Origin of the sequence: Streptomyces sp. NPDC021093, from assembly GCF_044333135.1 — a bacterium.
Lineage (GTDB): Bacteria > Actinomycetota > Actinomycetes > Streptomycetales > Streptomycetaceae > Streptomyces.
Genome location: NZ_JBIRQJ010000010.1, coordinates 263,599 through 289,579 on the forward strand (window position 1 = coordinate 263,599; position 25,981 = coordinate 289,579).

Annotated in this window: 24 protein-coding genes; 18 read left to right on the forward strand and 6 right to left on the reverse strand. The window is 71.4% G+C overall.

Annotation, left to right across the window (positions count from 1 at the left end; all coding sequences use genetic code 11):
- Positions 1 to 166 precede the first annotated feature (166 nt).
- Both rsmA and ACH4SP_RS30620 read left to right on the forward strand, forming a co-directional pair.
- Positions 167 to 1,036 (forward strand): 16S rRNA (adenine(1518)-N(6)/adenine(1519)-N(6))-dimethyltransferase RsmA, encoded by an 870-nt coding sequence (gene rsmA, locus ACH4SP_RS30615; protein WP_398419542.1) that lies wholly within the window; start codon positions 167 to 169, stop codon positions 1,034 to 1,036.
- Positions 1,033 to 1,941 (forward strand): 4-(cytidine 5'-diphospho)-2-C-methyl-D-erythritol kinase, encoded by a 909-nt coding sequence (locus tag ACH4SP_RS30620; RefSeq protein WP_398419544.1) that lies wholly within the window; start codon positions 1,033 to 1,035, stop codon positions 1,939 to 1,941. Before rsmA ends, ACH4SP_RS30620 begins: the two co-directional genes overlap by 4 nt.
- Positions 1,942 to 1,954: 13 nt before the next feature.
- Here ACH4SP_RS30620 and ACH4SP_RS30625 read toward each other — a convergent pair whose 3' ends face one another.
- Positions 1,955 to 2,455 (reverse strand): FBP domain-containing protein, encoded by a 501-nt coding sequence (locus ACH4SP_RS30625; RefSeq protein ID WP_398419546.1) that lies wholly within the window; start codon positions 2,453 to 2,455, stop codon positions 1,955 to 1,957.
- A 246-nt stretch (positions 2,456 to 2,701) separates the two neighbouring features.
- Here ACH4SP_RS30625 and ACH4SP_RS30630 point away from each other — a divergent pair, with 246 nt between their 5' ends.
- From ACH4SP_RS30630 to ACH4SP_RS30670, 9 genes are all read left to right on the forward strand, one after another.
- Complete coding sequence (locus tag ACH4SP_RS30630) at positions 2,702 to 3,571, forward strand: hypothetical protein (protein WP_398419548.1); 870 nt, start codon at positions 2,702 to 2,704, stop codon at positions 3,569 to 3,571.
- A 102-nt stretch (positions 3,572 to 3,673) separates the two neighbouring features.
- On the forward strand, positions 3,674 to 5,491 hold the full coding sequence (locus tag ACH4SP_RS30635) for an ABC-F family ATP-binding cassette domain-containing protein (RefSeq protein WP_398419550.1): 1,818 nt from the start codon (positions 3,674 to 3,676) through the stop codon (positions 5,489 to 5,491).
- A gap of 339 nt (positions 5,492 to 5,830) precedes the next feature.
- Positions 5,831 to 7,672, forward strand: a complete 1,842-nt coding sequence (locus tag ACH4SP_RS30640; RefSeq protein WP_398419552.1) for a PQQ-binding-like beta-propeller repeat protein — start codon at positions 5,831 to 5,833, stop codon at positions 7,670 to 7,672.
- A gap of 218 nt (positions 7,673 to 7,890) precedes the next feature.
- The gene (locus ACH4SP_RS30645) at positions 7,891 to 9,864 is read left to right on the forward strand and encodes a PQQ-binding-like beta-propeller repeat protein (RefSeq protein ID WP_398419554.1); all 1,974 of its coding nucleotides are present in this window, start codon (positions 7,891 to 7,893) and stop codon (positions 9,862 to 9,864) included.
- A 286-nt stretch (positions 9,865 to 10,150) separates the two neighbouring features.
- Positions 10,151 to 10,834 (forward strand): LuxR C-terminal-related transcriptional regulator, encoded by a 684-nt coding sequence (locus ACH4SP_RS30650; protein WP_398419556.1) that lies wholly within the window; start codon positions 10,151 to 10,153, stop codon positions 10,832 to 10,834.
- A 188-nt stretch (positions 10,835 to 11,022) separates the two neighbouring features.
- The gene (gene galT / locus ACH4SP_RS30655; RefSeq protein ID WP_398419558.1) at positions 11,023 to 12,075 is read left to right on the forward strand and encodes a galactose-1-phosphate uridylyltransferase; all 1,053 of its coding nucleotides are present in this window, start codon (positions 11,023 to 11,025) and stop codon (positions 12,073 to 12,075) included.
- A complete protein-coding gene (gene galE / locus ACH4SP_RS30660) occupies positions 12,072 to 13,043 on the forward strand; it encodes a UDP-glucose 4-epimerase GalE (protein WP_398419559.1) in 972 nt (323 codons plus the stop codon). The genes galT and galE overlap by 4 nt, the downstream gene beginning before the upstream one ends.
- Before the next feature lie 5 nt (positions 13,044 to 13,048).
- Positions 13,049 to 14,212 (forward strand): galactokinase, encoded by a 1,164-nt coding sequence (galK, locus tag ACH4SP_RS30665; protein WP_398419560.1) that lies wholly within the window; start codon positions 13,049 to 13,051, stop codon positions 14,210 to 14,212.
- Between the two features lie 423 nt (positions 14,213 to 14,635).
- Positions 14,636 to 15,445, forward strand: coding sequence for a LuxR C-terminal-related transcriptional regulator (locus ACH4SP_RS30670; RefSeq protein ID WP_398419562.1), 810 nt, complete (start codon positions 14,636 to 14,638; stop codon positions 15,443 to 15,445).
- Here ACH4SP_RS30670 and tamR read toward each other — a convergent pair.
- Positions 15,401 to 15,901, reverse strand: a complete 501-nt coding sequence (tamR, locus tag ACH4SP_RS30675; RefSeq protein ID WP_398419564.1) for a MarR family transcriptional regulator TamR — start codon at positions 15,899 to 15,901, stop codon at positions 15,401 to 15,403. The genes ACH4SP_RS30670 and tamR overlap by 45 nt on opposite strands.
- An 89-nt stretch (positions 15,902 to 15,990) precedes the next feature.
- Here tamR and ACH4SP_RS30680 point away from each other — a divergent pair, with 89 nt between their 5' ends.
- The 3 genes from ACH4SP_RS30680 (at position 15,991) to ACH4SP_RS30690 (ending at position 17,727) form a co-directional block, all read left to right on the forward strand.
- Entirely contained in the window at positions 15,991 to 16,791 is an 801-nt protein-coding gene (locus tag ACH4SP_RS30680) for a trans-aconitate 2-methyltransferase (RefSeq protein ID WP_398419566.1), read from the forward strand.
- Entirely contained in the window at positions 16,788 to 17,162 is a 375-nt protein-coding gene (locus ACH4SP_RS30685; protein ID WP_398419567.1) for a glyoxalase, read from the forward strand. Before ACH4SP_RS30680 ends, ACH4SP_RS30685 begins: the two co-directional genes overlap by 4 nt.
- A gap of 205 nt (positions 17,163 to 17,367) precedes the next feature.
- A complete protein-coding gene (locus ACH4SP_RS30690; protein ID WP_398419569.1) occupies positions 17,368 to 17,727 on the forward strand; it encodes a hypothetical protein in 360 nt (119 codons plus the stop codon).
- 79 nt (positions 17,728 to 17,806) lie between these two features.
- On the opposite strand, the gene ACH4SP_RS30695 is transcribed toward ACH4SP_RS30690, so the two are convergent.
- Positions 17,807 to 18,028, reverse strand: a complete 222-nt coding sequence (locus tag ACH4SP_RS30695) for a hypothetical protein (protein ID WP_398419571.1) — start codon at positions 18,026 to 18,028, stop codon at positions 17,807 to 17,809.
- A 125-nt stretch (positions 18,029 to 18,153) separates the two neighbouring features.
- Here ACH4SP_RS30695 and ACH4SP_RS30700 point away from each other — a divergent pair, with 125 nt between their 5' ends.
- The 3 genes from ACH4SP_RS30700 to ACH4SP_RS30710 all read left to right on the forward strand — a co-directional run bounded on the left by ACH4SP_RS30700 (position 18,154) and on the right by ACH4SP_RS30710 (position 20,360).
- Positions 18,154 to 18,768 (forward strand): TetR/AcrR family transcriptional regulator, encoded by a 615-nt coding sequence (locus tag ACH4SP_RS30700; protein ID WP_398419573.1) that lies wholly within the window; start codon positions 18,154 to 18,156, stop codon positions 18,766 to 18,768.
- A 144-nt stretch (positions 18,769 to 18,912) separates the two neighbouring features.
- Complete coding sequence (locus ACH4SP_RS30705; protein WP_398419574.1) at positions 18,913 to 19,629, forward strand: DUF4386 domain-containing protein; 717 nt, start codon at positions 18,913 to 18,915, stop codon at positions 19,627 to 19,629.
- A gap of 104 nt (positions 19,630 to 19,733) precedes the next feature.
- Positions 19,734 to 20,360: a Uma2 family endonuclease gene (locus ACH4SP_RS30710; RefSeq protein ID WP_398419576.1), complete on the forward strand. Its 627-nt coding sequence runs from the start codon at positions 19,734 to 19,736 to the stop codon at positions 20,358 to 20,360.
- Positions 20,361 to 20,493: 133 nt separating this feature from the next.
- Here the strand turns inward: ACH4SP_RS30710 and ACH4SP_RS30715 are convergent, their stop codons facing one another.
- Together ACH4SP_RS30715 and ACH4SP_RS30720 are read right to left on the reverse strand one after the other, a co-directional pair.
- Positions 20,494 to 21,201 (reverse strand): TetR family transcriptional regulator, encoded by a 708-nt coding sequence (locus ACH4SP_RS30715; protein WP_398419578.1) that lies wholly within the window; start codon positions 21,199 to 21,201, stop codon positions 20,494 to 20,496.
- Positions 21,198 to 22,253: an acyl-CoA desaturase gene (locus ACH4SP_RS30720; protein ID WP_398419580.1), complete on the reverse strand. Its 1,056-nt coding sequence runs from the start codon at positions 22,251 to 22,253 to the stop codon at positions 21,198 to 21,200. The genes ACH4SP_RS30715 and ACH4SP_RS30720 overlap by 4 nt, the downstream gene beginning before the upstream one ends.
- Before the next feature lie 203 nt (positions 22,254 to 22,456).
- Here ACH4SP_RS30720 and ppc point away from each other — a divergent pair, with 203 nt between their 5' ends.
- Positions 22,457 to 25,189, forward strand: a complete 2,733-nt coding sequence (gene ppc / locus ACH4SP_RS30725; RefSeq protein WP_398419581.1) for a phosphoenolpyruvate carboxylase — start codon at positions 22,457 to 22,459, stop codon at positions 25,187 to 25,189.
- A gap of 69 nt (positions 25,190 to 25,258) precedes the next feature.
- On the opposite strand, the gene pth is transcribed toward ppc, so the two are convergent.
- Positions 25,259 to 25,867, reverse strand: coding sequence for an aminoacyl-tRNA hydrolase (pth, locus tag ACH4SP_RS30730; RefSeq protein WP_398419583.1), 609 nt, complete (start codon positions 25,865 to 25,867; stop codon positions 25,259 to 25,261).
- Positions 25,868 to 25,981 lie beyond the last annotated feature (114 nt).

Consider the following 25,981-nt stretch of genomic DNA (forward strand, 5'->3'; position numbering starts at 1 on the left):
GCGGGTGGGCGGGAGCGTGCGTGCGTGCGTGCGCATGTGCGGGTGGAGTGTGGCTGGCCGCGCAGTTCCCCGCGCCCCTGAAATGCCTGCCCTCGCCCACCCGCCCCGCTCCCGAGCGGCCCGCGCCCGGGCACTCGCCCCCGCCCGGCCCCCTTACGCTTGAGCGGTGAGTACCCCTGAGCCCTCCTCCGCCTCCGAATCCCTTCTCGGCCCCGCCGACATCAGGGAGCTGGCCGCCGCCCTCGGCGTACGCCCGACCAAGCAGCGCGGTCAGAACTTCGTCATCGACGCCAACACCGTCCGCCGCATCGTGCGCACGGCCGAGGTGCGCCCCGACGACGTCGTGGTGGAGGTCGGCCCCGGCCTCGGTTCGCTGACGCTCGCCCTGCTCGACACCGCCGACCGGGTCGTCGCCGTCGAGATCGACGACGTGCTCGCGGCGGCCCTCCCGACGACGATTCGGGCCCGGATGGCGCGGAAGGCGGACCGCTTCGACCTCGTCCACTCGGACGCCATGCTGGTCAAGGAGCTCCCGGCGGAGCCGACCGCACTGGTCGCGAACCTCCCGTACAACGTCGCCGTCCCCGTGCTCCTGCACATGCTGGAGCACTTCCCGACCATCGAGCGCACCCTCGTCATGGTCCAGGCGGAGGTCGCCGACCGGCTCGCCGCGAAGCCCGGCAACAAGGTGTACGGAGTGCCTTCGGTGAAGGCCAACTGGTACGCGGACGTCAAGCGCGCCGGGTCGATCGGCCGCAACGTCTTCTGGCCCGCGCCGAACGTCGACTCGGGGCTCGTGTCCCTCGTGCGCCGGGAGAAGCCGGTCGAGACCACCGCCACCCGGCAGGAGGTCTTCGCGGTCGTCGACGCGGCCTTCGCCCAGCGCCGCAAGACGCTGCGCGCCGCGCTCTCCGGCTGGGCGGGCTCCGCCCCGGCGGCGGAGGCCGCGCTCGTCGCCGCCGGGATCTCCCCGCAGGCGCGCGGCGAGGCCCTGACGGTGGAGGAGTTCGCGAGGATCGCGGAGGCCAAGGCATGACGACCGCCGCGCCCTCCGTCACCGTCCGCGTCCCCGCCAAGGTCAACGTCCAGCTCGCGGTCGGCGGGGTCCGCCCCGACGGCTTCCACCCGCTCGCCAACGTCTTCCTCGCCGTCGGCCTGTACGACGAGGTGACGGCGGCCCCCGCCCCGGAGCTGCGCATCACCTGCACGGGCCCCGGCGCGGACCAAGTGCCCCTGGACCGTACGAACCTGGCGGCGCGCGCCGCGATCGCCCTCGCCGAGCTCCACGGCCTGGCCCCCGACGTCCACCTGCACATCGCCAAGGACATCCCCGTCGCGGGCGGCATGGCGGGCGGCAGCGCGGACGCGGCCGGTGCGCTCCTTGCGTGCGACGCACTGTGGGGGACGGCGACAACGACCGATCAACTCCTCGCGATCTGCGCGGAGTTGGGGAGCGACGTGCCCTTCAGCCTGGTGGGCGGGGCGGCTCTCGGCGTCGGGCGGGGCGAGCAGCTCACGCCGCTGGCCGTCGGCGGCGAGTTCCACTGGGTCTTCGCGGTCGCCGACGGCGGGCTTTCGACGCCGGCCGTCTACGGAGAGTTCGACCGGCTCACGGCCGGGCTGGAGGTCCCGGAGCCCGAAGCCTCCGAGACCCTCATCGCCGCGCTCCGCACCGGCGACGCGACCGCCCTCGCGGCGGCCCTGACCAACGACCTCCAGGCCGCCGCCCTCTCCCTGCGCCCCTCCCTCGCGGCCGCCCTGGCGGCGGGCACGGACGCGGGGGCCCTGGCCGCACTGGTCTCGGGCTCGGGGCCGACGACGGCCTATCTGGTCAAGGACGCGGAGGCCGCACAGCGGGTCGCGGACGCACTGCTGGCGTCCGGGACGTGCGCGGCGGCCCGCCCGGCGGTGGCACCGGCACCGGGAGCGACGGTCCTCTAGAGCGGGCCCCGGGTCAGTCGGTCAGCTTCGCCAGGAAGGCGAAGAGGTTGGTACGGGTGCGGTCGATCTGCTCGTCGAGGGTCAGGGACTCCTCGAACCGGCCGCCCGGCTGCGCCGCCTTCTTCCCGCGCACGTACAGCGAACAGTCCATGTCGGTGCATATGTAGATGCCGACGGAGTTCCCCTGGCGGCCGGCCGGGCCCGCCTTGGGGGCGGTCATCAGGGACACCCCGCTGCCGGAGTGCGTCGTCATGCAGATCGCGCACATGCTGCGGTGCAGGAAGCCGCGCTGGCGGGACGGGAAGCGGAAGGTCACGCCGAACAGGCGGCCGTCCGCCGGGTCCTCCGTCACCAGATAGCTGCGGTCCGGCGCGGACAGGTCTCGCCAGCCCATGAAGTCCAGGTCGGACCAGGGGCGCTCGGCCAGGTCCCGGGGCATGGGGAGGCGCTTGGCCTCGCCCTTCGAGCAGTTGATGAACGACGACCTGATGTCGTTTTCGGTGGCTTCCCTCATGAGGTCGACAGTAAGACTGCCTAGTACCTTTAGGCAAAAGATTAAATGGCATAGGCGTTCCTCGTGCCTGTTCGGACGCCACGGAGGTCGCGGAGGCCGTGGAGGCCGTGGACACCACGGACGCCATGGGCACCACGGGCACCCACCCGTACGGCCGTATCGCGGCGCTCCCGGCGGGCCGAACCCCTGCGGCGGCGATCTGCTGGATCTCGTACCAGCGGTACCGACCCAGAGGCAGGACGCCCCATGCACGCATCCGGACCCGAACCCGTACCCGTATCGGTCTCCCGCATATCCGCCGCCGCTGCGGCAGCCGCCCTGCTGCTCGCCCTGGGCAGCGGCACCGCCGTCGCGCTCGACACCCCGACCGACCCCGGTGAGCTCACCGTGATCGACACCTCGGAGGGCAAGGCGCTGGCCGACAAGGACGGCAACGCGCTCTACGCCTGGGCGGGCGACGCGAAGGACAAGTCCCACTGCACCGGCGACTGCGCCAAGAACTGGCCGGCCGCCACCGGATACCCGACCAAGTCGTCGGACGTCACGGGCCAGACCAACCAGATCGACCTCGCGGGCAGCGAGAAGAAGCAGGTCGTCCTCGACGAGAAGCCGCTCTACTACTTCAAGGACGACGCCAAGCCGGGCGACACCAAGGGCAACGGCCTCAAGGGCGCCGACGGCAAGGTGTGGAGCCTGGTCGGACCGGACGGCAAGGTGCTGGGCGCGGCCGCGGCGGCGGAGACGGGCGAGTCCCCGGCGGCCAGTGAGTCCCCGGCCGGGAGCGAGAGCCCGTCGGCGTCCGCTTCGGGCGACACGTCCGCCTCTCCGGGCACGGCCACGCCGGTCGTACCGCCCGTACCGTCCGCCCCGTCCGTATCGGGGACGTCGGCCGCCCCGTCGGCCGCCCCTGTCGTGCCGGGCAGGCCGACCGCCTCGGGCAGTCCGACCGCCCCGGACGGGGCCACCCCGTCCGGGGCCGTCAAGGCCGGTGCGGAGGAGGGGCAGGGAAGCGGTGCGACCGGCCTCGTGCTCGGCCTCGGCGGTGCGGCGGTCGCGGCCGCCGGTGCCGTTCTCGTCGTACGGCGCAGGAACGCGCGCCCGGGCGACCACTCGTAAGCAGGGCGGCCGACAGGGGTCCGGCGCCCGCCGTCGTGGTCGACGGCGGGCGCCGACTACGCTGGGAGGTCTATCCGTCCCCGCCCCCTGGAGCACCCACTCATGGCCGTCAACCTGGTCAATGTCGAGGCAGTCAGCAAGGTGTACGGCACACGTGCCCTGCTCGACGGCGTCTCCCTCGGCGTCTCGGAGGGGGACCGGATCGGTGTGGTCGGCCGCAACGGCGACGGCAAGACCACCCTCATCCGGATGCTCGCACAGCTGGAGGAGGCCGACGGCGGGCGCGTCACGCACGTCGGCGGACTCCGTCTCGGCGTCCTCACCCAGCACGATTCGCTCGACCCGGCCGCGACGATCCGGCACGAGGTCATCGGCGACATGGCCGACCACGAGTGGGCGGGCAGCGCCAAGATCCGCGACGTGCTGACCGGTCTGTTCGGCGGGCTCGACCTGCCCGGCTTCGGGCAGGGCCTGGACACCGTCATCGGTCCGCTGTCCGGCGGTGAGCGGCGCCGGATCGCGCTCGCCAAGCTGCTGATCGCCGACCAGGACCTGATCATCCTCGATGAGCCCACCAACCACCTCGACGTCGAGGGCATCAGCTGGCTGGCCGGGCACCTCCAGTCGCGCAGGTCCGCGCTCGTCTGCGTGACCCACGACCGCTGGTTCCTCGACCAGGTCTGCACGCGCATGTGGGACGTACAGCGCGGGGCCGTCCACGAGTACGAGGGCGGCTACAGCGACTACGTCTTCGCGCGCGCCGAGCGCGAGCGCATCGCCGCCACCGAGGAGACCAAGCGGCAGAACCTGATGCGCAAGGAGCTGGCCTGGCTGCGGCGCGGCGCCCCGGCGCGCACGTCCAAGCCGCGCTACCGCATCGAGGCCGCCAACGAGCTGATCGCGGACGTGCCGCCGCCGCGCGACACCAGCGAGCTGATGAAGTTCGCGAACGCCCGGCTCGGCAAGACCGTCTTCGACCTTGAGGACGTCACCATCCAGGCCGGTCCGAAGATGCTGCTGAAGCACCTGACCTGGCAGCTCGGCCCCGGCGACCGCGTCGGCCTCGTCGGCGTCAACGGCGCGGGCAAGACCTCCCTGCTGCGGGCGCTGGCCGAGGCGGCCCGTTCGCAGGGCGACGTACAGCCCGTGGCGGGCAAGGTCGTCGTCGGCAAGACGGTCAAGCTGGCGTACCTCTCGCAGGAGGTCGGCGAGCTCGACCCGAACCTGCGGGTGCTCGAAGCCGTGCAGAAGGTCCGTGACCGGGTCGACCTCGGCAAGGGCCGGGAGATGACGGCGGGGCAGCTGTGCGAGCAGTTCGGGTTCACGAAGGAGAAGCAGTGGACCCCGGTCGGCGACCTTTCGGGCGGTGAGCGGCGCAGGCTGCAGATCCTGCGGCTGCTGATGGACGAGCCCAACGTCCTCTTCCTCGACGAGCCGACCAACGACCTGGACATCGAGACGCTCACGCAGCTCGAAGACCTCCTCGACGGCTGGCCCGGCACGATGGTCGTCATCTCGCACGACCGGTTCTTCATCGAGCGCACCACGGACAAGGTCTTCGCGCTGCTCGGCGACCACACGCTGCGCAACCTGCCGCGCGGGCTCGACGAGTACCTGGAGCGGCGCGCGCAGGTCGTCGCAGCGGCCGCCCCGGCGGTCCCGGCCGCCGCGGCCTCGAAGTCCGCCGCGGCCAAGCCGGAGAAGTCGTCCGGCGACGCGCGTGCCGCGAAGAAGGAGCTCCAGAAGATCGAGCGGCAGCTCACCAAGATCTCCGACCGGGAGACCAATCTGCACGCGCAGATCACCGAGAACTCCACCGACTTCGCCAAGGTCGCCGAGCTCGACGCCGAACTCCGTCGACTCATCGGCGAGCGCGACGAGTTGGAGATGCGCTGGCTGGAGCTGGCCGAGGACGCGTGACGCCTGGCCGGTCGTCGAGCGGCCGTCAGGGTGGTCTTCCGGTGGCCGTCAGGGTGGTCCTCGGGTGGTCGTCAGGTGACCCGAGTGGCGTGCGGGACAACGTAGAGAACACGTAGAGGGCTCATAACGAGCGCATTACAGGCCGGTCCTCCCTTGGGAACAGGGGCAGGACCGGCCCCTTGTTCGAGGGCTCCCAGTGATAGAAAGAAGCCCCGCTCGACTGACGTATATCTGCGGGATCCAAGCCCGATTCGCTCCTTTCCGGGAGGATTTGCCCGACCGGAATCGCGGGGGAGACCGACCGGGTGACGGACCACCCGTGTGAAGAGGTAAGTGCTGATGTCTCAGCCGCCCAACCAGCCGCCGCAGGGGGGCTTCGGCGCCCCGCAGGACCCGAACGCCCCACAGGGCGGGGCTCCGCAGGGCCCGCCTCCGGGTGCTCCGCAGCCTCCGCCGGGCCCGCCGCAGATGCCGGCCGGACCGCCGCCGGGCCCGCCGGCCGGACCGCCTGCCGGACCGCCGCAGGGGCCGCCGCCCGGTCAGCCGGGCTACGGATACCCGCAGGCTCCGCCGACGGCCGCCGACAACCCGTACGCGCAGCAGACCGCGCCGACGCAGGGCTACGGATACCCGGGTCAGCCCGGCCAGCAGCCCGGTCAGCCCGGCCCGTACGCACAGCAGCCGCAGCCGGGCTACGGCTACCCGGGCCAGCCCGGCGCCCCGGTCCCAGGACCCAACGGCGGCGGCCCGCAGAACAAGCAGAAGCTGCTGCTCATCATCGGTGCGGCCGTCGCCGCGCTGATCGTGATCGCGGGCGGCATCTACCTGGTCTCCGGCGGCGAGGAGAAGCCGGTCGCCAAGCCGACCACGGGTGCCACCAGCGCCCCCGCCGTCGACAACGGCGACGGCAAGGGCGGCAACGGCCAGTCCGAGGCCCCGGGCCGCGACGCGGGCACGGACCTCAACTCGTCCCGCCAGCCCGGCGACTCCAAGGTCCTGTGGAACCACGTCAACGCGGTCGACCTGCCCAAGGGCGGCGGCAAGATGATGCCGATGTGGTACGTCGGCGACACCGTCATCCAGACGTACTACAAGACCATGACGGCGTACGGCGTCGCCGACGGCAAGAAGCGCTGGGAGGTCCCGTTCCCGAACGAGGTCTGCGCCGCGCCGCGCCAGGTCGGCACGGGCGACAAGGTCGTCATCGCGGTGAACAACAACAACACCGAAAAGGCCAAGTGCAACCAGCTCCAGCAGGTCGACGTCAAGGCCGGCAAGGCGGGGTGGCGCAAGGAGATGGAGTCCGCGGGGCTCTTCCTCACCCCCGACGCCCAGACGATGACGATCGCCGGTGACACCGTCGCCGTCTCGCACTTCGTCGGTGGCAGCGCCTACAAGGTCAGCGACGGCTCGAAGGTCTTCGGCAACGAGAAGATCGGCGAGTGCCGTGCCTCCGCGTTCGCCGCTCAGGGCACCCGGCTGATCTCGGTCGACAGCTGCGGCACCAGTGACGCGACGACCGAGCAGGTCCGCGAACTGGACTCCGCCACCGGCAAGACCAAGTCGACCTGGAAGGTGCCCAAGGACTGGTCCGTGAAGCGCGCCTTCTCGGTCCAGCCGCTGGTGCTGTACATGGAGAAGGGCAAGAAGGAGGCGGGCAACATCACCTTCTTCAAGGCGGACGGCTCCCCCGCCGCGCAGCTGGCCAAGGGCGAGGAACTGCCCGACCCGACGTGCGGCTGGGCGATCATGTCCCGCGACCTCCAGGGCTGCCAGGGCGTCGCCGCGGACGCGAACACGCTGTACGTGCCGAGCAAGGCCGAGAGCGCCGTCGGCGCGAGCCGCGCCAACGAGGTCCGCGCGTACGACGTGAACACCGGCAAGCGCAAGTGGGCCTCCAAGGGCGAGGGCGTCACGCTGCTGCCCGTCAAGGCCGAGGGCGGCTTCGTCTTCGCGTACACCGAGCCCTCGTACGACAAGCCCGGCGGGCTCGTGAAGATCCCTGCCGCGGGCGGCAACCCGGTGTCGGTGCTGAAGAACCCGTCGTCGGTGCAGTCCGTCGAGAACGGCATGTTCTCCAAGGTCCTCGGGTACGAGGGCGGCCGGCTCTTCCTCGCCCCCGACCGGGTCTCGGGCAAGGACGACGAGAAGCCGCACACCCTGCTGGCGTTCGGCAACTGACGTGTACGGGGCGGGAGTCCGGCCGGCAGCGGCCGCTCCCGCCCCGTCCGCCTGCTCCGCCCCGTCCTGCCGGTCCGCTCGTTCCTGCCGGTCCGCTCGCTCCGTCCGGTCGGCCGGGGCCTCCTGCTCCGGTCCGTGCCCGCCGCACCCCGAAGACTTCCGAAGGTCCCCGGACCTTCGCCCTGCCACCGTCCTACGTCCCCAGAGGTAGTGCCACCATGACGCAGCCGCCCAACGAACCCCCGCAGAACGGGGACGGGGCCCCGCCCCCCTCGCCGTTCAGCAAGGCCCCCGAGCCCGGCCCGAACCAGGCCCCGGCCCCGCAGCCGCCGCAGGGCGCCCCCGGCCAGCCGCCGCAGACGCCCCCGCCGGCCGCCGGTGGTTTCGGCGCGCCCACCCAGCCGCCCGCCGGCGGCTTCGGCGCCCCGACCCCGCCCGGCCAGCAGCCGACCCAGCCCGGCTACGGCTACCCGCAGGCCCCGGGCCAGGCCCCCGGCCAGCCCCCGCAGGCCCCCGGCCAGCCGCCGCAGACGCCCCCGCCCGGCCAGGCGCCCCCGGCCGGTTACGGCTACCCGGGCCAGCCGGGACAGCAGCCGCAGCAGCCCGGCCAGCAGCCCCAGCCGGGCTACGGCTTCCCGGGCCAGCCCGGCCAGCCCGGTGCACCCGCCCCGGGCCAGCAGCCCGGCGGCCAGCCCACGTACGGCATGTACCCGCCCCAGGCGCCCGCCCCGCAGCAGCCCGGCGGCAACGGCGGCGGTCTCACCAACCAGCTGAAGATCATCATCGCGGCGGTCGCCGCCGTCGTCCTGATCGTCGGCGCGGGCGTCGTCTACAAGGCGACCAGCGGCGACGACACCACGGACGTCGCGGGCAACTCCTCCGGCGACAAGGGCGGCGGCCAGGCCACCGGCGGCAAGGCCCCGGACGGCCCCGGCAAGGAGCAGGTCCCGGCCTCGTCGGCGTCCAAGGTGAAGTTCCAGCTCCCGTACCCGACGGTGGCCGACGTCACCACGGTCAAGGGCACCTGGATCACCGAGAAGGTGTTCGCCAAGGCCCTGGTCAACTCCGTCGTCGGCTACGACGCGGGCAAGGGCACCCAGCTCTGGAAGCTCGACTTCCCCGGCGCGGTCTGCGGCTACTCCCGCTGGCTCACCGCCGACAGCGGCAAGGGCGCGGTCCTCTTCGAGGGGCCCAAGGAGCCGGGCAAGAAGTACGCCCAGTGCACCCAGGTCGGCCTGATCGACCTCAACGCGGGCAAGCTGCTGTGGCAGAAGAACTTCAAGGAGGGCGACTCCACCGTCCGCCTGGAGAACGTCACCGTCAGCGGCAACACCGTCGCGGTCGGCAGTCTCTCCGGCGGCGGCGCGTTCGACCTCACGGGCAAGGAGCTGTGGAGCCCCAAGCCCACCGCCGACCAGTGCGAGGACAAGGGATACGCGGGTGGCCCGGACGGTCTCGTCGCGCTCCGCTACTGCGGTGACTACGACTCCCCGCAGATCCTGGTCCAGACGCTGAACCCGACCACCGGCGCCCCGCTGAGCACCTTCAAGATGCCCACGGGCGCCGACAAGGCCGCGGTCCTCTCGGTCAAGCCCCTCGTGGTCTCCGCCGACGTCGGCGACACCGCCGAGGGCACCTCCGGGATGTCCGACATCTTCTCGGTCGACGCGAAGACCGGGAAGCAGCTCGCCAAGATCGCGGTCGACGGCGAGAAGTACGAACCGAGGTGCCGTTTCGACGACATCGAGAACTGCACCCAGGTCGTCGTCGGCAACAACAAGGTCTACCTGCCGACGGCGCAGCACCAGGGCAAGGCCGAGGTCGGCCGCACCAACGAGATCGTCTCCTTCGACCTCACCACCGGCAAGCCGACCTCGGACCGCATCGACGCGGGCGAGGGGTACTCGATGTACCCGCTGCGGATGGACGGCGGGAACCTGATCGTCTACAAGACCCCGCCGTACGACAAGGGCGGCCGGGTCACCAGCATCGAGGGCTCGACGCTCAAGCAGACCGTCCTGCTGGAGAACCCGGCGGACCGCACCGTCACCAACACCGAGCGCGACTTCACCTTCGACATGAAGGCGGTCAAGTTCGAGCACGGCCGTCTCTACCTGTCGAAGGACATGGTGAGCAAGCCGAGCAGCATCTCGGAGAAGAAGTACCTGGCAGTCGTCTTCGGCACGGACTGATTTCGGTACGGACCGATTTCGGTACGGACCGATTCCCTGCGGAGCGATTTCCGTACGGACCGACAGCCCGAGGACCGCGTGAAGGACGGCCCCGGCGGAGCACCACGCTCCGCCGGGGCCGTCCCCCTTTACCCCCTGGGTGGCGCCAACTAGTCCCTAATGGAAGGTATTTCGGCAATCCGGGCGGCTTCTTACGGGTAAGGGGCGCGCAACGTCGAACAAGCGTGTAGCTTGCCGGGTCAGGAGGCCGGGGGGCCTGGTCCTGGGGGAATGTGGGGGTTTTCCGATGGGCGTGCGGCTCATGGTGGTCGACGACCACCGCCTGCTCGCCGAGGCACTCGCCTCGGCGCTCAAGCTCCGCGGGCACCGGGTGCTCGCCGCCGCCGCGCCCACCGCGGGCGCGGCCGAACTGGTGGTCAGCCGGGCGCCGGAGGTCTGTCTGTTCGGCACGGCGACCCCTGCGCTGCCGGGCACCTTCGACCCGATCGTACGGATCAAGCGCGAGCGGCCCCAGGTGGCGGTCGTCGTCCTGGGCCCCGTTCCCAGCCCGCGCGGCATCGCCGCCGCCTTCGCGGCCGGAGCGGCCGGTTACGTACGGCACGACGAGCGCATAGAGGGCGTCGAGCGCGCCATGGTGAAGGCGCGCGCCGGGGAGGCGGCGGTGGCGCCGCTGCTCCTCCAGGGCGCCTTCGCGGAACTCCTCAACCCGGCCGCCCAGCCCGACGACGAGGGCCAGCGGCTGCTGCACCTGCTGACCCCGCGCGAGGTCGAGGTCCTGGTCCGGGTCGCGGACGGCGAGGACACCCGGCTCATCGCGGCCGGCATGGGCATCGCGCCCAGTACCGCGCGCACCCACGTCCAGCGCGTCCTGATGAAGCTGGGCGTCGGCTCCCGGCTGGAGGCGGCGGCCCTCGCGGCCCGCACGGGCCTCCTCGACCGCGCGACGGTGGCCCCGCCGCAGGAGCAGTGAGGGGCGCGGGTCGTACGAGACGTGCGGCTCCGCCGCGCGGGCGCGCCCGGCCACGAGGTGCCCGCGCGAATCCCCCCGCCCCCGGCCCTGTCGCAGCGGTGCCGCACACCGCCCGCCATTGACGCCGCTGTTGTGCCGTGGTTTCTTATGTTCGATTCTGTTGGCAGGTGTGCGTGCGTGAGGTGACTGTGAAGAAGACATCGACCCGGCTCGCCGACGGTCGTGAACTCCTCTACTTCGACGCGGCGGACGACCGGGTCCGGGACGTGGTCGACCTGCGCCCGCTCACCCCGGTCGCCACCGCGTCCGAGATCCGCCACGACGTGCTGCTCGGCGACTCGGTGGCCATCGCCTCGCACCGCCAGGAGCGCACCTACCTGCCGCCCGCCGACGCGTGTCCGCTCTGCCCGTCCCGTGCGGGACACGAGAGCGAGATCCCGGCCGCCGACTACGACGTGGCCGTCTTCGAGAACCGGTTCCCGTCCCTCGCCGGGGACTCGGGCCGCTGCGAGGTGGTCTGCTTCACCTCCGACCACGAGGCCTCGTTCGCCGACCTCACCGAGGAGCAGGCCGCCCTGGTCCTCGAAGCGTGGACCGACCGGACGGCGGAAATGGCCCAACTCCCGGCCGTGGAGCAGGTGTTCTGTTTCGAGAACCGGGGCGCCGAGATCGGCGTCACCCTCGGCCACCCGCACGGGCAGATCTACGGCTATCCGTACGTCACCCCCCGTACGAACCTGATGCTCCGCTCCCTCGAAGCACACGCCGCCCGCACCGGGGGCGCGACGAACCTCTTCGACGAGGTCGTGGCACGTGAACGCAGCGACGGCTCCCGGGTCGTCCTTGCGGGTGAACACTGGACCGCCTTCGTCCCGTACGCCGCGCACTGGCCGTACGAGGTGCACCTCTACCCCACCCGCCGGGTCCCCGACCTGCGCGCCCTGGACGACGGAGCTCGCGCCGAATTCCCCTCCGTGTACCTGGAGTTGCTGCGCCGCTTCGACCGCATCTTCGGCCCGGACCAGCCCCCCACCCCGTACATCTCGGCCTGGCACCAGGCGCCCTTCAGGCACCCGCTGCGCGAGGACTTCGCCCTGCACCTGGAGCTGTTCACCGTCCGCCGCACGTCCGGCAAGCTGAAGGTCCTCGCGGGCTCCGAGTCCGGCATGGGCGCGTTCGTCAACGACGTGTCGCCGGAGGCCGCGGCCACCCGACTCCGAGAGGTAGCGAGCGAGAAGTGAAGTACTTGGTTACGGGCGGCGCGGGTTACGTCGGCAGCGTCGTCGCGGCGCACCTGCTGGAAGCCGGTCACGAGGTGACCGTCCTCGACGACCTCTCCACCGGCTTCCGCGAAGGCGTCCCTGCGGGCGCCTCCTTCATCGAGGGGCGCATCCAGGACGCGGCGCGCCATCTGGACGGGACGTACGACGGAGTCCTCCACTTCGCCGCGTCCTCGCAGGTCGGCGAGTCCGTCGCCGACCCCGAGAAGTACTGGCGCAACAACGTCGGCGGCACCATGGACCTGCTCGCCGCGATGCGCGCCGCGGGCGTGCGCCGCCTCGTCTTCTCCTCCACGGCGGCGACGTACGGCGAACCCGCCGTCACCCCCATCACCGAGGACCTGCCGACCGCGCCCACCAGCCCGTACGGTGCCTCCAAGCTCGCCGTCGACCACATGATCAGCGGCGAGTGCACCGCCCACGGCCTGGCGGCGGTCTCGCTCCGCTACTTCAACGTGGCGGGTGCGTACGGCGGTTGCGGCGAACGCCACGACCCGGAGTCGCACCTCGTCCCGCTCGTCCTCCAGGTGGCCCAGGGCCGCCGCGAGTCGATCGCGGTCTACGGCGACGACTACCCGACCCCCGACGGCACCTGTGTCCGCGACTACATCCACGTCGCCGACCTCGCCGAGGCCCACCTCCTCGCCGTCGCCGCAGCCGAGCCCGGCACGCACCGCATCTGCAACCTCGGCAACGGCAACGGCTTCTCCGTCCGCGAAGTGATCGAAACCGTCCGCAAGGTCACCGGGCACGCGATCCCCGAGGTCGTCGCCGCCCGCCGCGCGGGCGACCCCGCGATCCTGGTCGCCTCGGCGGACCGGGCCCGCACCGAACTGGGCTGGACCCCGTCGCGCACGGACCTGGCCGACATCATCCGCGACGCGTGGCGCTTCGCGCGGGTCGAGTCCGTACGGCGCGAGGGGGAGTGACGACAATGGGTGACGAGCAGCAAGTCATAGTCGAATTCCGGGAGTTGTACGGTACGGAGCCCGAGGGTGTGTGGGCCGCCCCCGGCCGGGTCAACCTCATCGGCGAGTACACCGACTTCAATGACGGCTTCGTGATGCCGCTCGCCCTCCCGCACACCGCACGGGTCGCGGTGGCCCGCCGCGCCGACGGATTGCTGCGCCTGCACTCCGGCGACAACGAGGAGGGCGTCACCGAGATCCACGTCGACGACCTCAAGCCCCTCTCCTCCAACGGCGGTTGGTGGACCTACCTCGCAGGCGTCGTCTGGGCGCTGCGCGAGGCGGGACACGAGGGAGTGGCCGGCGGCGCGGACGTGCACCTGCGCTCCACCGTCCCCACCGGTGCGGGCCTCTCCTCCTCGGCGGCCCTGGAGGTCTCCCTGGGCCTCGCCCTCGCCGACCTCCACCAACTCCCTCTCTCCCGACCGGAGTTGGCGCTCCTCTGCCAGCGCGCCGAGAACGCCTTCGTCGGCGTCCCCTGCGGCATCATGGACCAGACGGCGTCCGCCTGCTGCGAGCCGGGGCACGCCCTCCACCTCGACACCCGTGACCTCGCCCGCCGTCAGGTCCCCTTCGACCTCGCCGCGCAGGGCCTCGCGCTCGTCGTTGTCGACACCCGCGTCCAGCACGCCCTCGGCGACGGGGCGTACGCGGAACGCCGCGCGGGCTGCGAAGAGGGCGCGCGCCTCCTCGGGGTCACGCACCTGCGCGACGTACCGTACGGACAACTGGACGCGGCACTCGGCGAGTTGGACGACGAGCGCGTCCGGCGCTACGTCCGGCACGTCCTCACCGACAACCACCGCGTCGCGCAGGTGATCGCCCACCTGGACGCGGGCGACACCCGTGCCATCGGCCGCGTGCTCAACGAGGGGCACGCCTCCCTCCGGGACGACCTGCGCATCTCCTGTCCGGAACTCGACCTCGCCGTCGAGGCGGCGAACGCGGCGGGGGCGTACGGCGCCCGGATGACCGGCGGCGGCTTCGGGGGCTCCGCGATCGTCCTGGTGGAGGAGTCGGCGGTGGTGGAGCTGGTGCGGGCGATCGAGGAGGCGTTCGAGGCGGCCGGTCACCGGAGCCCGCGCGTCTTCCCGGTCACACCGGCGGCGGGTGCGCGCCGACTGTCCTGAACTACCCGCAATTGCAAGGCAGTTGCAGGAGGCCGACGGGGCTTCGGTGGACCTCCGCCGGACCTCCGCCGGGCCTCCGGCAATGACAGGAACTGCTCATTCCCTCTCGCCTTCCGCCACAACGCGACACAGTAAGCACACGTCGGACCCCGAGGCCAAACAGTTCTGCAAATACCCTTCCGATCACCGCCCCCGCCCGTACTCTGAGGCTTGAGCACCGGTGGGGGCCGGTGCTGATCAGGGGGCGAGACAGTCGGACTACGGCGCCCGGGGCAGGGGTAAGGATCGGCCGTCATCGATCGGCCGGTAGCGATCGGTTGGCACTGATCGGTTGGCATTGATCGGCACACGGCGGCGGCCGTGCGCACCGACGGTTCCGCCCGGCCCCGGGAGTCGTGTCCGCGCAGGTCCGCCCTCCGACCCATGGGGGTGTCAGAGGCAGTGGTTCGTATCCGGGTCCTGGTGGTCGACGATCACCGAATCTTCGCCGAGTCGCTCGCAGCCGCCCTCGCGGCGGAGCCTGACGTCGACGTGGCGGCCGCGGGCAGCGGCCCCGCCGCGCTGCGGTGTCTGGAGCGGGGAGCGGCGGAAGGCCGCAAGTTCGACGTGATGCTCATCGACGCGGACCTCGGCACGGCGCTCGCGCCGGGCGGAGGCGCCCCGCACCCGCACGCGGTCGCCGTCCCGGACAACGGGGCGGAACAGGACGGCCTGGTCGACGGGATCTCCCTCGTCGCAGGGGTGCGCACCGGCCAGCCCAGCGTCCGTACGGTCGTGCTCGCGGAGAAGGACGACCCGCGCAGGGCCGCCCTCGCACTCCAGGCGGGCGCCTCCGGCTGGGTGGCCAAGGACTGCTCGCTGCAGCGCCTGCTGGCCGTCATCCGGGGCGTACTGCGCGACGAGACGCACCTCCCGCCCGCACTCCTCACCGGTGTGCTCCGCGAGCTGACCGCGGCCCGCAAGCACCGCACCGAGAGCGAGCGGCTGGTGGAGTCCCTGACCCCGCGCGAGCGCGAGGTGCTGCGCTGCATGGTCGCAGGACTCGGCCGGAAGGCCGTCGCCGAACGCCTCTTCCTGTCCCCGCACACGGTCCGCACCCACATGCAGAACGTGCTGGGCAAACTGGGCGTCCACTCGACCCTCGCCGCGGTCGCCCTGGCCCGCCGGGCGGGGGTCGGCCCGGCCGACCTAACTGCCGGGGACGTTGTCGAACGGGGCGGTCAACTGGCGTAGCAGCCCGGCTAGTTCGCCGCGCTGTGCCCGCGACAGCTCACCGAGGATCGCCCGCTCCTGCTCCAGCAGGCCCGCGAGCGCCTGATCGGCGCGGTCGCGCCCCTCGTCCGTCAGCCGGACGAGCACCCCGCGCCGGTCATTGGGGTCCGGCAGCCGCTCGACGAGGCCCTTCTTGGCGAGCCTGTCGATCCGGTTCGTCATCGTCCCGGACGTCACGAGCGTCTGCGTCAGCAGCTGCCCGGGGGAGAGCTGGTACGGATCCCCGGCCCGCCGGAGCGACGTCAGTACGTCGAACTCCCAGGGCTCCAGACTGTGCTCGGAGAACGCGAGCCTGCGCGCGCGGTCGAGATGGCGCGCCAGCCTGGACACTCGACTGAGCACCTCAAGGGGCTCCACGTCGAGGTCCGGGCGCTCTCGGCGCCATGCTGCGACCAGCCGGTCGACCTCGTCCTCCATGGCGATCAGTGTAGGGCGTCTGTCGACATGAAGTCTCTTCACCTCAAGTCTCTTGACATCAAGATACTTCCAGGGGGAGCCTGAACCCCATGACGACCTCCCCACGCCCCCTCTGGGACCCGTCCCAGTACCTCCGCCACGAGGGCCACCGCACCCGCCCCTTCGTGGACCTCCTGTCCCGCGTCGCGCCCGTTTCACCCCCTGCCCGGATCGCCGACCTGGGCTGCGGCGCGGGCAACGTGACGACGCTCCTTGCCGCGCGCTGGCCCGAAGCGCGCATCACGGGCTACGACAACTCCCGCGAGATGCTGGCGAAGGCGCGCCAGTACGCGACGCCGAGCCTCGACTTCGCGTACGCGGAGGCGTCGACGTGGGCCCCGGCCCCCGCCTCGTACGACCTGATCGTCTCCAACGCGCTCCTCCAGTGGGTCCCGGACCACGCCTCGCTGATCCCCGCCTGGCTGGACGCCCTCACCCCCGGCGGGACGTTCGCCTTCCAGGTCCCGGGCAACTTCGACGCCCCGAGCCACACGATCCTGGCGGAGCTGCGGGAGTCGGCGAGGTGGCGGAGCCGGCTGTCGGGCGTGGGCGAACGCGCGGCGGCGGTTCTCGCCCCTGTCGACTACCTCTCGCTCCTCACCTCCCTGGGCTGCGAGGCGGACGTCTGGGAGACCACCTACCTGCAGCTCCTCACCGGCGACGACCCGGTCCTGGACTGGGTCAAGGGCACGGCTCTGCGCCCGGTCCTGACGGCCCTGGCCGACGACGAGGAGGCGGTGGCGGACTTCACGGCCGAGTACGCGACGGCCCTCCGGGAGGCCTACCCGCCGGGTCCCGACGGAACGGTCTTCCCCTTCCGCCGCATCTTTGCCGTGGGGGTCCGGCGGTGATCGCCGCCCTCGACCACGTCCAGCTCGCGGCCCCGCCCGGCTCGGAGCCCGACCTCCGCACGTACTACGTCACCGTCCTCGGCATGCGGGAGATCCCGAAGCCGCCGGTGCTGGCGGCGCGGGGAGGCTGCTGGTTCGAGGCGGGCGGGGTCCAGCTCCACCTGGGCATCGAGGAGGACTTCCGTCCGGCGAGGAAGGCGCATCCGGGGATACGGGTCGTGGGGATCGAGGCGTACGGAGCGCGGCTGGCCTCGCACGGCGCGGAGGTCGTCCGGGACGAGAACCTGCCGGGGCACAAGCGCTTCTACTCGACGGATCCGGTGGGGAACAGGCTGGAGTTCCTGGAGCCCCTGGACTCCCTGGAGGCGTGAAGCCGACCGGCTGGGGCCGCACACCGTCTGAGGCGCATATCTCCGCGCGCGCAGGGGGGACTGTGCGTGCGAATGAGCCATCATCGCTCCTTCTCACGCACAGTCCCCTCCTCGCGGCGCCACGCACCCGGTTCCGTGCGCGGACTGAGCGAGCGAGGGTCCCTCCGGTGGATCATGCTCGGGGAGGCGTGAGTAGGTTGGCTGCATGCCTTCCGTACTTGTTGTTGGTTATGACCCGCAGGCAATACCCGGCGTCGACGCGGAGGGCCTTCGTGCGGCCCTGGACGAGGAGTTGGCCCGGTTCGCGGAGTACGACATGGAAGCGGCCATGGCCCTGGTCGCGTTCGGTGAGTCGGCCGAGCCCACGCTCGTCGCGTCGCTGGCCGAGCGTGCCTGGGACGTGGTGGTTGTCGGTGCCGGGATCCGCAAGACGGAGCAGCTGCTTCCGCTCTTCGAGCAGATCGTGAACCTGATCCGCCGCTATGCACCCCAGGCTGCCATCGCGTTCAACACCAGTGGTGGGGACAGCGTCGAGACGGCACAGCGCTGGCTCCAGGGTCGGTGAACCCCGGGGCGTGGCCCGGGTGGAAGAGCCCTACCTCCACACCCGTCGGCGGTTCACGACGCGGGTCCGGTTCGCTACTTCACTTCCGGCGGCCGAGTGCCTTCGCGCGGTCGTGGGCCCAGCCCGCCAGGATCACGCCGAAGAGTACGGCTGTGAGGTACGTGATGAGCGTGACCGTGAACGGGGCGCCCAGGCCGCCGAGCAGGCCCGTGTTGTCGTGGTCGATCAGCAGGCGGATCGCGCCCTGGCCACCGATCACCACAAGGACCGCGCCGAGGATCTGGAGGACGTCGAACTTCATGGGGGCTGCCTTTCGCCGTGCGGGACGTGAGCTAATACAATGCACTCGCATTGTATTGAGTGGGCGGGGCGGATGCAATGCGATCGCATGGGAAAACGCGGGGAAGTGGGAAGGGTGGCGCACGCATGCCGAAGGTCGTGGACCACGAGGACCGCAAGCAGCGGCTCGCCGAAGCCGTCTGGGCGCTGACCCTCAGGGACGGGCTCGAAGGCGTCACGCTGCGGAAGGTCGCCGCCGAGGCGGGCGTCTCGATGGGGCAGGTGCAGCACTACCACTCGTCGCGGGAAGAGCTCGTGCGGGACGCGGTCAAGCGGGCCGTGGCCGCGCTCAACGCCCGTATCGAGGCATCGATCAAGGCGGTGGCGGAGCGGGAGGGGGAGGACCCGCCCGGCGCCGAGGTCATGCTCCGCGAATGCCTGTACGCGATGCTCATGCGGGATGAGGAAGGGGTGCGGCTGCTGCAGCTTTCCGTGGCCGTGCTCGGGCGGGCGATCTCGGACCCGGAGATGGCGGGCGTGCTGGGCCCGAGCGACGGCGAACTGCTGGACTTCACGGCGGGGCTGATCGTCGGGGCGCGGGCAGAGCGGGGGGTCGAGGTCGCGGGAGATCCTCGGACCGATGCCGACATCTGCTGGGCCGTGGCCACGGGGCTGGGTGTGGACGTGGCCCTCGGCATGCGAACTCACGCTGCCGCCAAGGGAGTTCTGGACTATCACCTTGCGGGTGTGCTCGGCCGGTAGGGAGAGCGTCGCGGCCGGTGGTGCGACCCGGGGCTGAGGCGGCGATGTCACATCCGGGGCCGGGCACCCCGTCGTACCGGTGACCGCGCACCACGGCGGAGGCCCCTCCGGCCTCCGGGTGTGCGTCCCGACCGAGGAGTCACCTTGACCACCACCAGCGCCATTGGTGCCACCGGCACCGCAACCGTGCCCGACTCCGCCCGCACCCGACACCCGCAAGCGGGCCCGCCCCTGCTCCTGCCCGTCCTCTCCTTCGCCGTCCTGACGATCGCGTACGTCGTCCTCAACAGCTCCACCCCGCAGCCCACCGCCACCGGCGCCGACGTCCTCGCGTACACGCAGGGGAACGGGACGACGATCCGGATCGGGGCGTTCCTGCTGCTGGCCTCCGCCGTGCCGCTGGCCGTGCTCGCGGGCGTTCTGTACCGGCGGCTGCGGGCGCTCGGGATCACCGCGCCAGGCTCCGCCCTCACCCTGGTGGGCGGGGTCATGGCCTCCCTCGCCCTCACGCTCAGCGCGCTCTTCGCATGGACGGGGGAGCGGCTGGCGGACGATGCCGCGCCGGCGTTGGCGCGGGCGGTCGCCGATCTGTCGTTCCTGACCGGGGGAGTGACGTACGCGGTGGCCTTCGGGCTGCTCGTCGCGGGGGTCGCGGTCACCGGACTGCGGGCGGGGCTGCTGCCGAAGCCGCTTGCTCGGGTGGGATGTGTGCTGGCAGCTGCCGGCCTGCTCGCCACGCTCAGCCTGCTCGCCGACCCCTTCGGGTTCGCCCTGCCGGTGGTCCGCTTCGGTGGGCTGATCTGGCTGGTGTGGGTGGCGGCGGTACTGCCGCGTACCCGGACCCGTCACTCGTCCGCGTGACGGACGGCCGTTCCACCCGGGCGTGAGCTTTGCGGTTCTAGCCTGCCGGTGTCGCTTGTGCCGCAGTGGCGCCCGCGCCCACCCCGAGGGAGAGGTGCTGCACGATGACCGCACTCGCACACGAGGTGCCCCCGGCTGTGATCGACAACCCCGATCCCGACCTGGACGAAGTCCTGTGGGAGGCGTGGAAGGCCATGGACCTTCCCGAGGGCTACCGGGCCGAGATCATCGAGGGGGCCATCGAGGTGTCACCCACTGGCCGCCGTCGTCACGCCGTATTGGTCGGACGGGTCCGCCGTGCGCTGGAGGCACACATCGCGGGCTCCGATGTCGGGGTCCACCAGGGCGGCAACGTCATCCACCGGCGCAAGTCCTGGATCCCGGACCTCTTCGTCGCCCCCCTCGACCTTGAGGAGATTCCCGACGAGGACGGGTTCGGGGTCGCCGCCCACGGCGTCGGGATGATCGTCGAGGTCGTCTCGCCCGGCCACCGCAGCACCCGGCGCGACCGCATCCGCAAGCGCCGCGAGTACGCCCGTGCCGGGATTCCGGTGTACGTCCTCGTGGACGACTTCGAAGGGGACGGGGCGGTCGTGGTACTGACCTCGCCCGACCCCGCCAAGGCCGTCTACACCGACGAGCACCGCGTCCCGTACGGCAAGGACGCCAAGCTCCCGGACGGCACGGCCGCCGAGGGCTTCGTCATCGGGGACGCCATCACCGGGGTCTGAAGCACGTACGTACGCAGTGGGCCGCCCCCGGCACGTGCCGGGGGCGGCCCACTGCGTACTGCTCAAGGTCTGCGTCCTGCCGACCGCTCAAGGTCCGTGTACCTGGTCCGTGCACTGCCGACCGCTCAAGGTCTCAGCTCTTCCGGTGCCCTATCAGCCGTGGCTTCGCCTCCAGGTTCTCCAGGCCGTGCCAGGAGAGGTTCACCAGGTGGGCGGCGACTTCGGCCTTCTTGGGCTTGCGGACGTCGAGCCACCACTGGCCGGTCAGCGCCACCATGCCGACGAGGGCCTGCGCGTACAGCGGGGCCAGCTTGGGGTCGAAGCCGCGGGCCTTGAACTCCAGGCCGAGGATGTCCTCGACCTGGGTGGCGATGTCGGAGATGAGCGAGGCGAAGGTGCCCGTCGACTGGGCGACCGGGGAGTCGCGGACCAGGATGCGGAAGCCGTCCGTGTACGTCTCGATGTAGTCGAGCAGCGCGAACGCGGCCTGTTCGAGGAGTTCGCGGGGGTGGCCGGCGGTCAGGGCGCCCGTGACCATGTCGAGGAGGGAGCGCATCTCGCGGTCGACGACCACCGCGTACAGGCCCTCCTTGCCGCCGAAGTGCTCGTACACGACGGGCTTGGAGACGCCGGCCTTCGCCGCGATCTCCTCCACGGACGTGCCCTCGAAGCCCTTCTCCGCGAAGAGCGTGCGGCCGATGTCCAGCAGCTGCTCGCGGCGTTCCGCGCCGGTCATCCGGACGCGGCGGGTCCGCCGCGTCGCGGTGCGGGGCTTGTCGCCGCTCGTGCTCGGGTTCGTACTGCCGGTGCTGCTGCCGTCGGTCGCCACAGGCTCCATCATGCCGTTTCTGTCGCTTCGGTCTTATTTGGGGATTCTTCGTCGGTCTTGCGGCGGGAGGCCAGGCGGGATGCCGTCGGCCAGCGCACGTCGTACGCCCAGCCCGCCTGCTCGAACCAGCGGATCAGCCGGGCCGAGGAGTCGACCTGGCCCTTCATCACGCCGTGCCGGGCGCTCGTCGGGTCCGCGTGGTGCAGGTTGTGCCAGGACTCGCCACAGGAGAGGACCGCCAACCACCACACATTGCCTGACCGGTCGCGCGACTTGAACGGTCGCTTGCCCACGGCATGGCAGATGGAGTTGATGGACCAGGTGACGTGGTGGAGGAGCGCCACGCGGACCAGGGAGCCCCAGAAGAAGGCCGTGAAGGCGCCCCACCAGGACATCGTTACCAGGCCGCCGACCAGCGGGGGGACGGCAAGGGACAGCATCGTCCAGTAGATGAAGTCGCGCGAGATGCGGCGGATCGCCGGGTCCTTGATCAGGTCCGGGGCGTACTTGTCCTGCGGCGTCTGCTCCTCGTCGAACATCCAGCCGATGTGGGCCCACCACAGGCCCTTCATCAGGGAGGGGAGGTCCTCGCCGAAGCGCCACGGGGAGTGCGGGTCGCCCTCCGCGTCCGAGAACTTGTGGTGCTTGCGGTGGTCGGCCACCCAGCGGACCAGGGGGCCCTCGACCGCCATCGAGCCCATGATGGCGAGGGCGATGCGGAGCGGGCGCTTGGCCTTGAAGGAGCCGTGCGTGAAGTAGCGGTGGAAGCCGATCGTGATGCCGTGGCAGCCCAGGTAGTACATGAAGACCAGGAGGCCCAGGTCGAGCCAGCTCACCCCCCAGCCCCATGCGAGCGGGATCGCCGCGAGGAGGGCCACGAAGGGGACGGTGATGAACAGGAGCAGCGCGATCTGTTCGATGGAGCGCTTCGACTCGCCGCCGCGCGTCGCGAGCGGAGTCGGGGCGGCTGTCCGGTCGGCGGCCGGGACGGCGGCCGATCCGGACGATCCCGAAGCCCCGGACGCGTCCGGGGCTTCCTTGAGTAGATCGGGGCTGATGGTCATAGAGGTCCCCTGTGGGGTGAGGGAATGCGGGTGATGCCTGGCTACGGTTCCGTAACCTACGGCTTCGTAAGTATGGCAGCGGTGAGGCCCGCTCGACGAGGCCGCCGAGTACCCGAATATGGGGGCACATATCCTGGGCCGTGTCGGACAGCGCGGTCCGAGTTCCTGCCTGACGCGTTCCCCCACTGCAAGGAGCCGCACCTGTGAGCAGTGCCGACCAGACGACCCCCAACACCAGCCCCGAGCTGCGAGCCGACATCCGCCGTCTCGGCGACCTCCTCGGCGAGACGCTCGTACGGCAGGAGGGCCCCGAGCTCCTGGAGCTCGTGGAACGGGTCCGGGCCCTCACCCGTACCGACGGCGAAGCGGCAGCGGAGCTGCTGGGCGACACCGACCTGGAGACCGCGGCACGCCTCGTGCGCGCCTTCTCCACATACTTCCACCTCGCCAATGTGACCGAGCAGGTGCACCGCGGTCGCGAGATGCGCGAGCTGCGGGCCGCCGAGGGCGGGCTGCTGGCCCGCACCGCCGATCTGCTGAAGGACGCCGACCCCGAGCACCTGAAGCAGACCGTCAAGAACCTCAACGTACGGCCGGTCTTCACGGCGCACCCCACGGAGGCCGCCCGGCGCTCCGTGCTCAACAAGCTGCGCCGCATCGCGGAGCTCCTGGAGACGCCCGTCATCGCGTCCGACCGGCGCCGCCACGACCTGCGCCTCGCCGAGTCGATCGACCTGATCTGGCAGACCGACGAGCTCCGCGTCGTACGTCCGGAACCCGCGGACGAGGCGCGCAACGCCATCTACTACCTCGACGAACTGCACGCGAACGCCGTGGGCGACGTCCTGGAGGACCTCGCCGCCGAGCTGGAGCGGGTCGGCGTCGAGATCCCGCCCGGCACCCGGCCGCTCACCTTCGGCACCTGGATCGGCGGCGACCGGGACGGCAACCCGAACGTCACCCCGTCCGTCACCTGGGACGTACTGATCCTCCAGCACGAGCACGGGATCACGGACGCGCTCGAACTGGTCGACCAGCTGCGCGGACAGCTGTCGAACTCCATCCGGTACACAGGTGCCACCGACGAGCTGCTTGAGTCCCTCCAGGCCGACCTGGAGCGCCTCCCCGAGATCAGCCCGCGCTACAAGCGGCTGAACGCCGAGGAGCCCTACCGGCTCAAGGCCACCTGCATCCGCCAGAAGCTCGTCAACACCCGCGAGCGGCTCGCCCACGGCACCACGCACCGCCCCGGCTGCGACTACCTCGGTACGAGCCAGCTGATCGACGACCTCACGCTGATCCAGACCTCGCTGCGCGAGCACCGCGGCGGACTCTTCGCCGACGGCCGCATGGACCGTACGATCCGCACGCTGGCCGCCTTCGGGCTCCAGCTCGCCACCATGGACGTGCGCGAGCACGCCGACGCCCACCACCACGCGCTCGGCCTCCTCTTCGACCGGCTCGGCGAGGAGTCCTGGCGGTACGCGGACATGCCGCGCGAGTACCGGCAGAAGCTCCTCGCCAAGGAGCTCAGGTCGCGGCGCCCGCTGGCGCCGGTGCCGGCTCCGCTGGACGCGGCGGGCGAGAAGACCCTCGGGGTGTTCCTGACGGTCAAGGAGGCGCTGGAGCGCTTCGGGCCCGAGGTCATCGAGTCGTACATCATCTCCATGTGCCAGGGCGCCGACGACGTCTTCGCGGCCGCCGTACTGGCCCGCGAGGCCGGACTGATCGACCTGCACGCGGGCTGGGCGAAGATCGGCATCGTGCCGCTCCTGGAGACCACGGACGAGCTGCGCGCGGCCGACGTGATCCTGGACGAGATGCTGGCCGACCCGTCGTACCGGCGGCTGGTCTCCCTCCGCGGGGACGTGCAGGAAGTCATGCTCGGGTACTCCGACTCGTCGAAGTTCGGCGGCATCACGACCTCCCAGTGGGAGATCCACCGGGCGCAGCGCCGGCTGCGCGACGTGGCCCACCGGTACGGGGTCCGGCTGCGGCTCTTCCACGGCCGCGGCGGCACCGTCGGCCGTGGCGGCGGCCCCTCGCACGACGCGATCCTCGCGCAGCCGTGGGGCACGCTGGAGGGCGAGATCAAGGTGACCGAGCAGGGCGAGGTCATCTCGGACAAGTACCTGGTGCCCTCGCTGGCCAGGGAGAACCTCGAACTGACGGTGGCCGCCACGCTCCAGGCGTCCGCGCTGCACACCGCGCCCCGTCAGTCCGACGAGGCGCTCGCGCGCTGGGACGCGGCCATGGACACCGTGTCCGAGGCCGCCCACACCGCGTACCGGGGGCTCGTCGAGAACCCGGACCTGCCGACGTACTTCCTCGCCTCGACCCCCGTCGACCAGCTCGCCGACCTGCACCTGGGCTCGCGGCCCTCCCGCCGCCCCGGTTCGGGCGTCTCCCTCGACGGCCTGCGGGCCATCCCGTGGGTGTTCGGCTGGACCCAGTCCCGGCAGATCGTGCCCGGCTGGTTCGGCGTCGGCTCCGGCCTCAAGGCGCTGCGCGAGGCGGGTCTGGAGAGCGTCCTGGAGGAGATGCACGAGCACTGGCACTTCTTCCGCAACTTCCTCTCCAACGTGGAGATGACGCTCGCGAAGACCGACCTGCGGATCGCCCGCCACTACGTCGACACCCTCGTGCCCGACGAGCTCAAGCACATCTTCGCCACCATCGAGGCCGAGCACGAGCTGACCGTGCAGGAAGTCCTGCGCATCACGGGCGGCACCGAACTGCTGGACAGCAGCCCCGTCCTCCAGCAGACCTTCGCCATCCGCGACGCCTACCTGGACCCGATCTCCTACCTCCAGGTGGCGCTCCTGAAGCGCCAGCGCGACGCGGCCGCGGCCGGCGAGGAGAACGACCCGCTGCTCGCCCGCGCACTGCTGCTGACGGTCAACGGTGTGGCGGCGGGGCTGCGCAACACCGGCTGACCCACGGGTAGTTGATGTGCAAGAGGGCGCCGCCGGTGGATTCCGGCGGCGCCCTCCTCGTACATCCGCTCAGGAGTTGTACGTCGACTGCGCCCGCTCAAGGCCCTCGATCACCAGGGCCTCCACCGCGTCGGACGCCCGGTCCACGAAGTAGTCCAGCTCCTTCTTCTCCGCACCGGAGAAGTCCTTCAGCACGAAGTCCGCCACCTGCATCCGGCCCGGCGGGCGGCCGATGCCGAAGCGGACCCGGTGGTAGTCGGGGCCCATCGACTTCGTCATCGACTTCAGACCGTTGTGGCCGTTGTCGCCGCCGCCCAGCTTCAGGCGCAGCACGCCGTAGTCGATGTCCAGCTCGTCGTGGATCGCGACGATGTTCGCCGTCGGCACCTTGTAGAAGTCGCGCAGCGCCGTCACCGGGCCGCCCGACAGGTTCATGTACGACAGCGGCTTCGCCAGCACCACCCGGCGGTTGTACGGGCCCGGCGGGCCGATCCGGCCCTCAAGGACCTGCGCACGCGCCTTGTGCGACTTGAACTTGCCGCCGATCCGCGAGGCGAGGAGGTCCGCGACCATCCAGCCCACGTTGTGGCGGTTCGCCGCGTACTCGGGGCCCGGGTTGCCCAGGCCCACGACCAGCCAGGGGGCCGACGGGTCCGGGGCGGCGGGAGGCGTCGTCATCTGCATGGCTCCTTCATACCTGCGAGTCCGTACGGCTCCTTCATACCTGCGAGCCCGTACACATGCGGCAGCCGCCGCCCCGCGCCCTGCGGCACGGAACGGCGGCTGGCACCG

Excerpts from the sequence above, each read along its gene's own strand:
- ACH4SP_RS30710 (WP_398419576.1), top strand. The coding sequence starts at position 19,734 with ATGACCGCACTCGCACACGAGGTGCCCCCGGCTGTGATCGACAACCCC.
- ACH4SP_RS30700 (WP_398419573.1), top strand. The coding sequence starts at position 18,154 with ATGCCGAAGGTCGTGGACCACGAGGACCGCAAGCAGCGGCTCGCCGAA.
- ACH4SP_RS30670 (WP_398419562.1), top strand. The coding sequence starts at position 14,636 with ATGGGGGTGTCAGAGGCAGTGGTTCGTATCCGGGTCCTGGTGGTCGAC.
- ACH4SP_RS30620 (WP_398419544.1), top strand. The coding sequence starts at position 1,033 with ATGACGACCGCCGCGCCCTCCGTCACCGTCCGCGTCCCCGCCAAGGTC.
- ACH4SP_RS30640 (WP_398419552.1), top strand. The coding sequence starts at position 5,831 with ATGTCTCAGCCGCCCAACCAGCCGCCGCAGGGGGGCTTCGGCGCCCCG.
- ACH4SP_RS30715 (WP_398419578.1), bottom strand. The coding sequence starts at position 21,201 with ATGATGGAGCCTGTGGCGACCGACGGCAGCAGCACCGGCAGTACGAAC.
- ACH4SP_RS30690 (WP_398419569.1), top strand. The coding sequence starts at position 17,368 with ATGCCTTCCGTACTTGTTGTTGGTTATGACCCGCAGGCAATACCCGGC.
- ACH4SP_RS30695 (WP_398419571.1), bottom strand. The coding sequence starts at position 18,028 with ATGAAGTTCGACGTCCTCCAGATCCTCGGCGCGGTCCTTGTGGTGATC.
- tamR (WP_398419564.1), bottom strand. The coding sequence starts at position 15,901 with ATGGAGGACGAGGTCGACCGGCTGGTCGCAGCATGGCGCCGAGAGCGC.
- ACH4SP_RS30720 (WP_398419580.1), bottom strand. The coding sequence starts at position 22,253 with ATGACCATCAGCCCCGATCTACTCAAGGAAGCCCCGGACGCGTCCGGG.
- ACH4SP_RS30645 (WP_398419554.1), top strand. The coding sequence starts at position 7,891 with ATGACGCAGCCGCCCAACGAACCCCCGCAGAACGGGGACGGGGCCCCG.
- ACH4SP_RS30650 (WP_398419556.1), top strand. The coding sequence starts at position 10,151 with ATGGGCGTGCGGCTCATGGTGGTCGACGACCACCGCCTGCTCGCCGAG.
- ACH4SP_RS30635 (WP_398419550.1), top strand. The coding sequence starts at position 3,674 with ATGGCCGTCAACCTGGTCAATGTCGAGGCAGTCAGCAAGGTGTACGGC.
- galK (WP_398419560.1), top strand. The coding sequence starts at position 13,049 with ATGGGTGACGAGCAGCAAGTCATAGTCGAATTCCGGGAGTTGTACGGT.
- ACH4SP_RS30630 (WP_398419548.1), top strand. The coding sequence starts at position 2,702 with ATGCACGCATCCGGACCCGAACCCGTACCCGTATCGGTCTCCCGCATA.
- ACH4SP_RS30625 (WP_398419546.1), bottom strand. The coding sequence starts at position 2,455 with ATGAGGGAAGCCACCGAAAACGACATCAGGTCGTCGTTCATCAACTGC.
- pth (WP_398419583.1), bottom strand. The coding sequence starts at position 25,867 with ATGACGACGCCTCCCGCCGCCCCGGACCCGTCGGCCCCCTGGCTGGTC.
- ACH4SP_RS30680 (WP_398419566.1), top strand. The coding sequence starts at position 15,991 with ATGACGACCTCCCCACGCCCCCTCTGGGACCCGTCCCAGTACCTCCGC.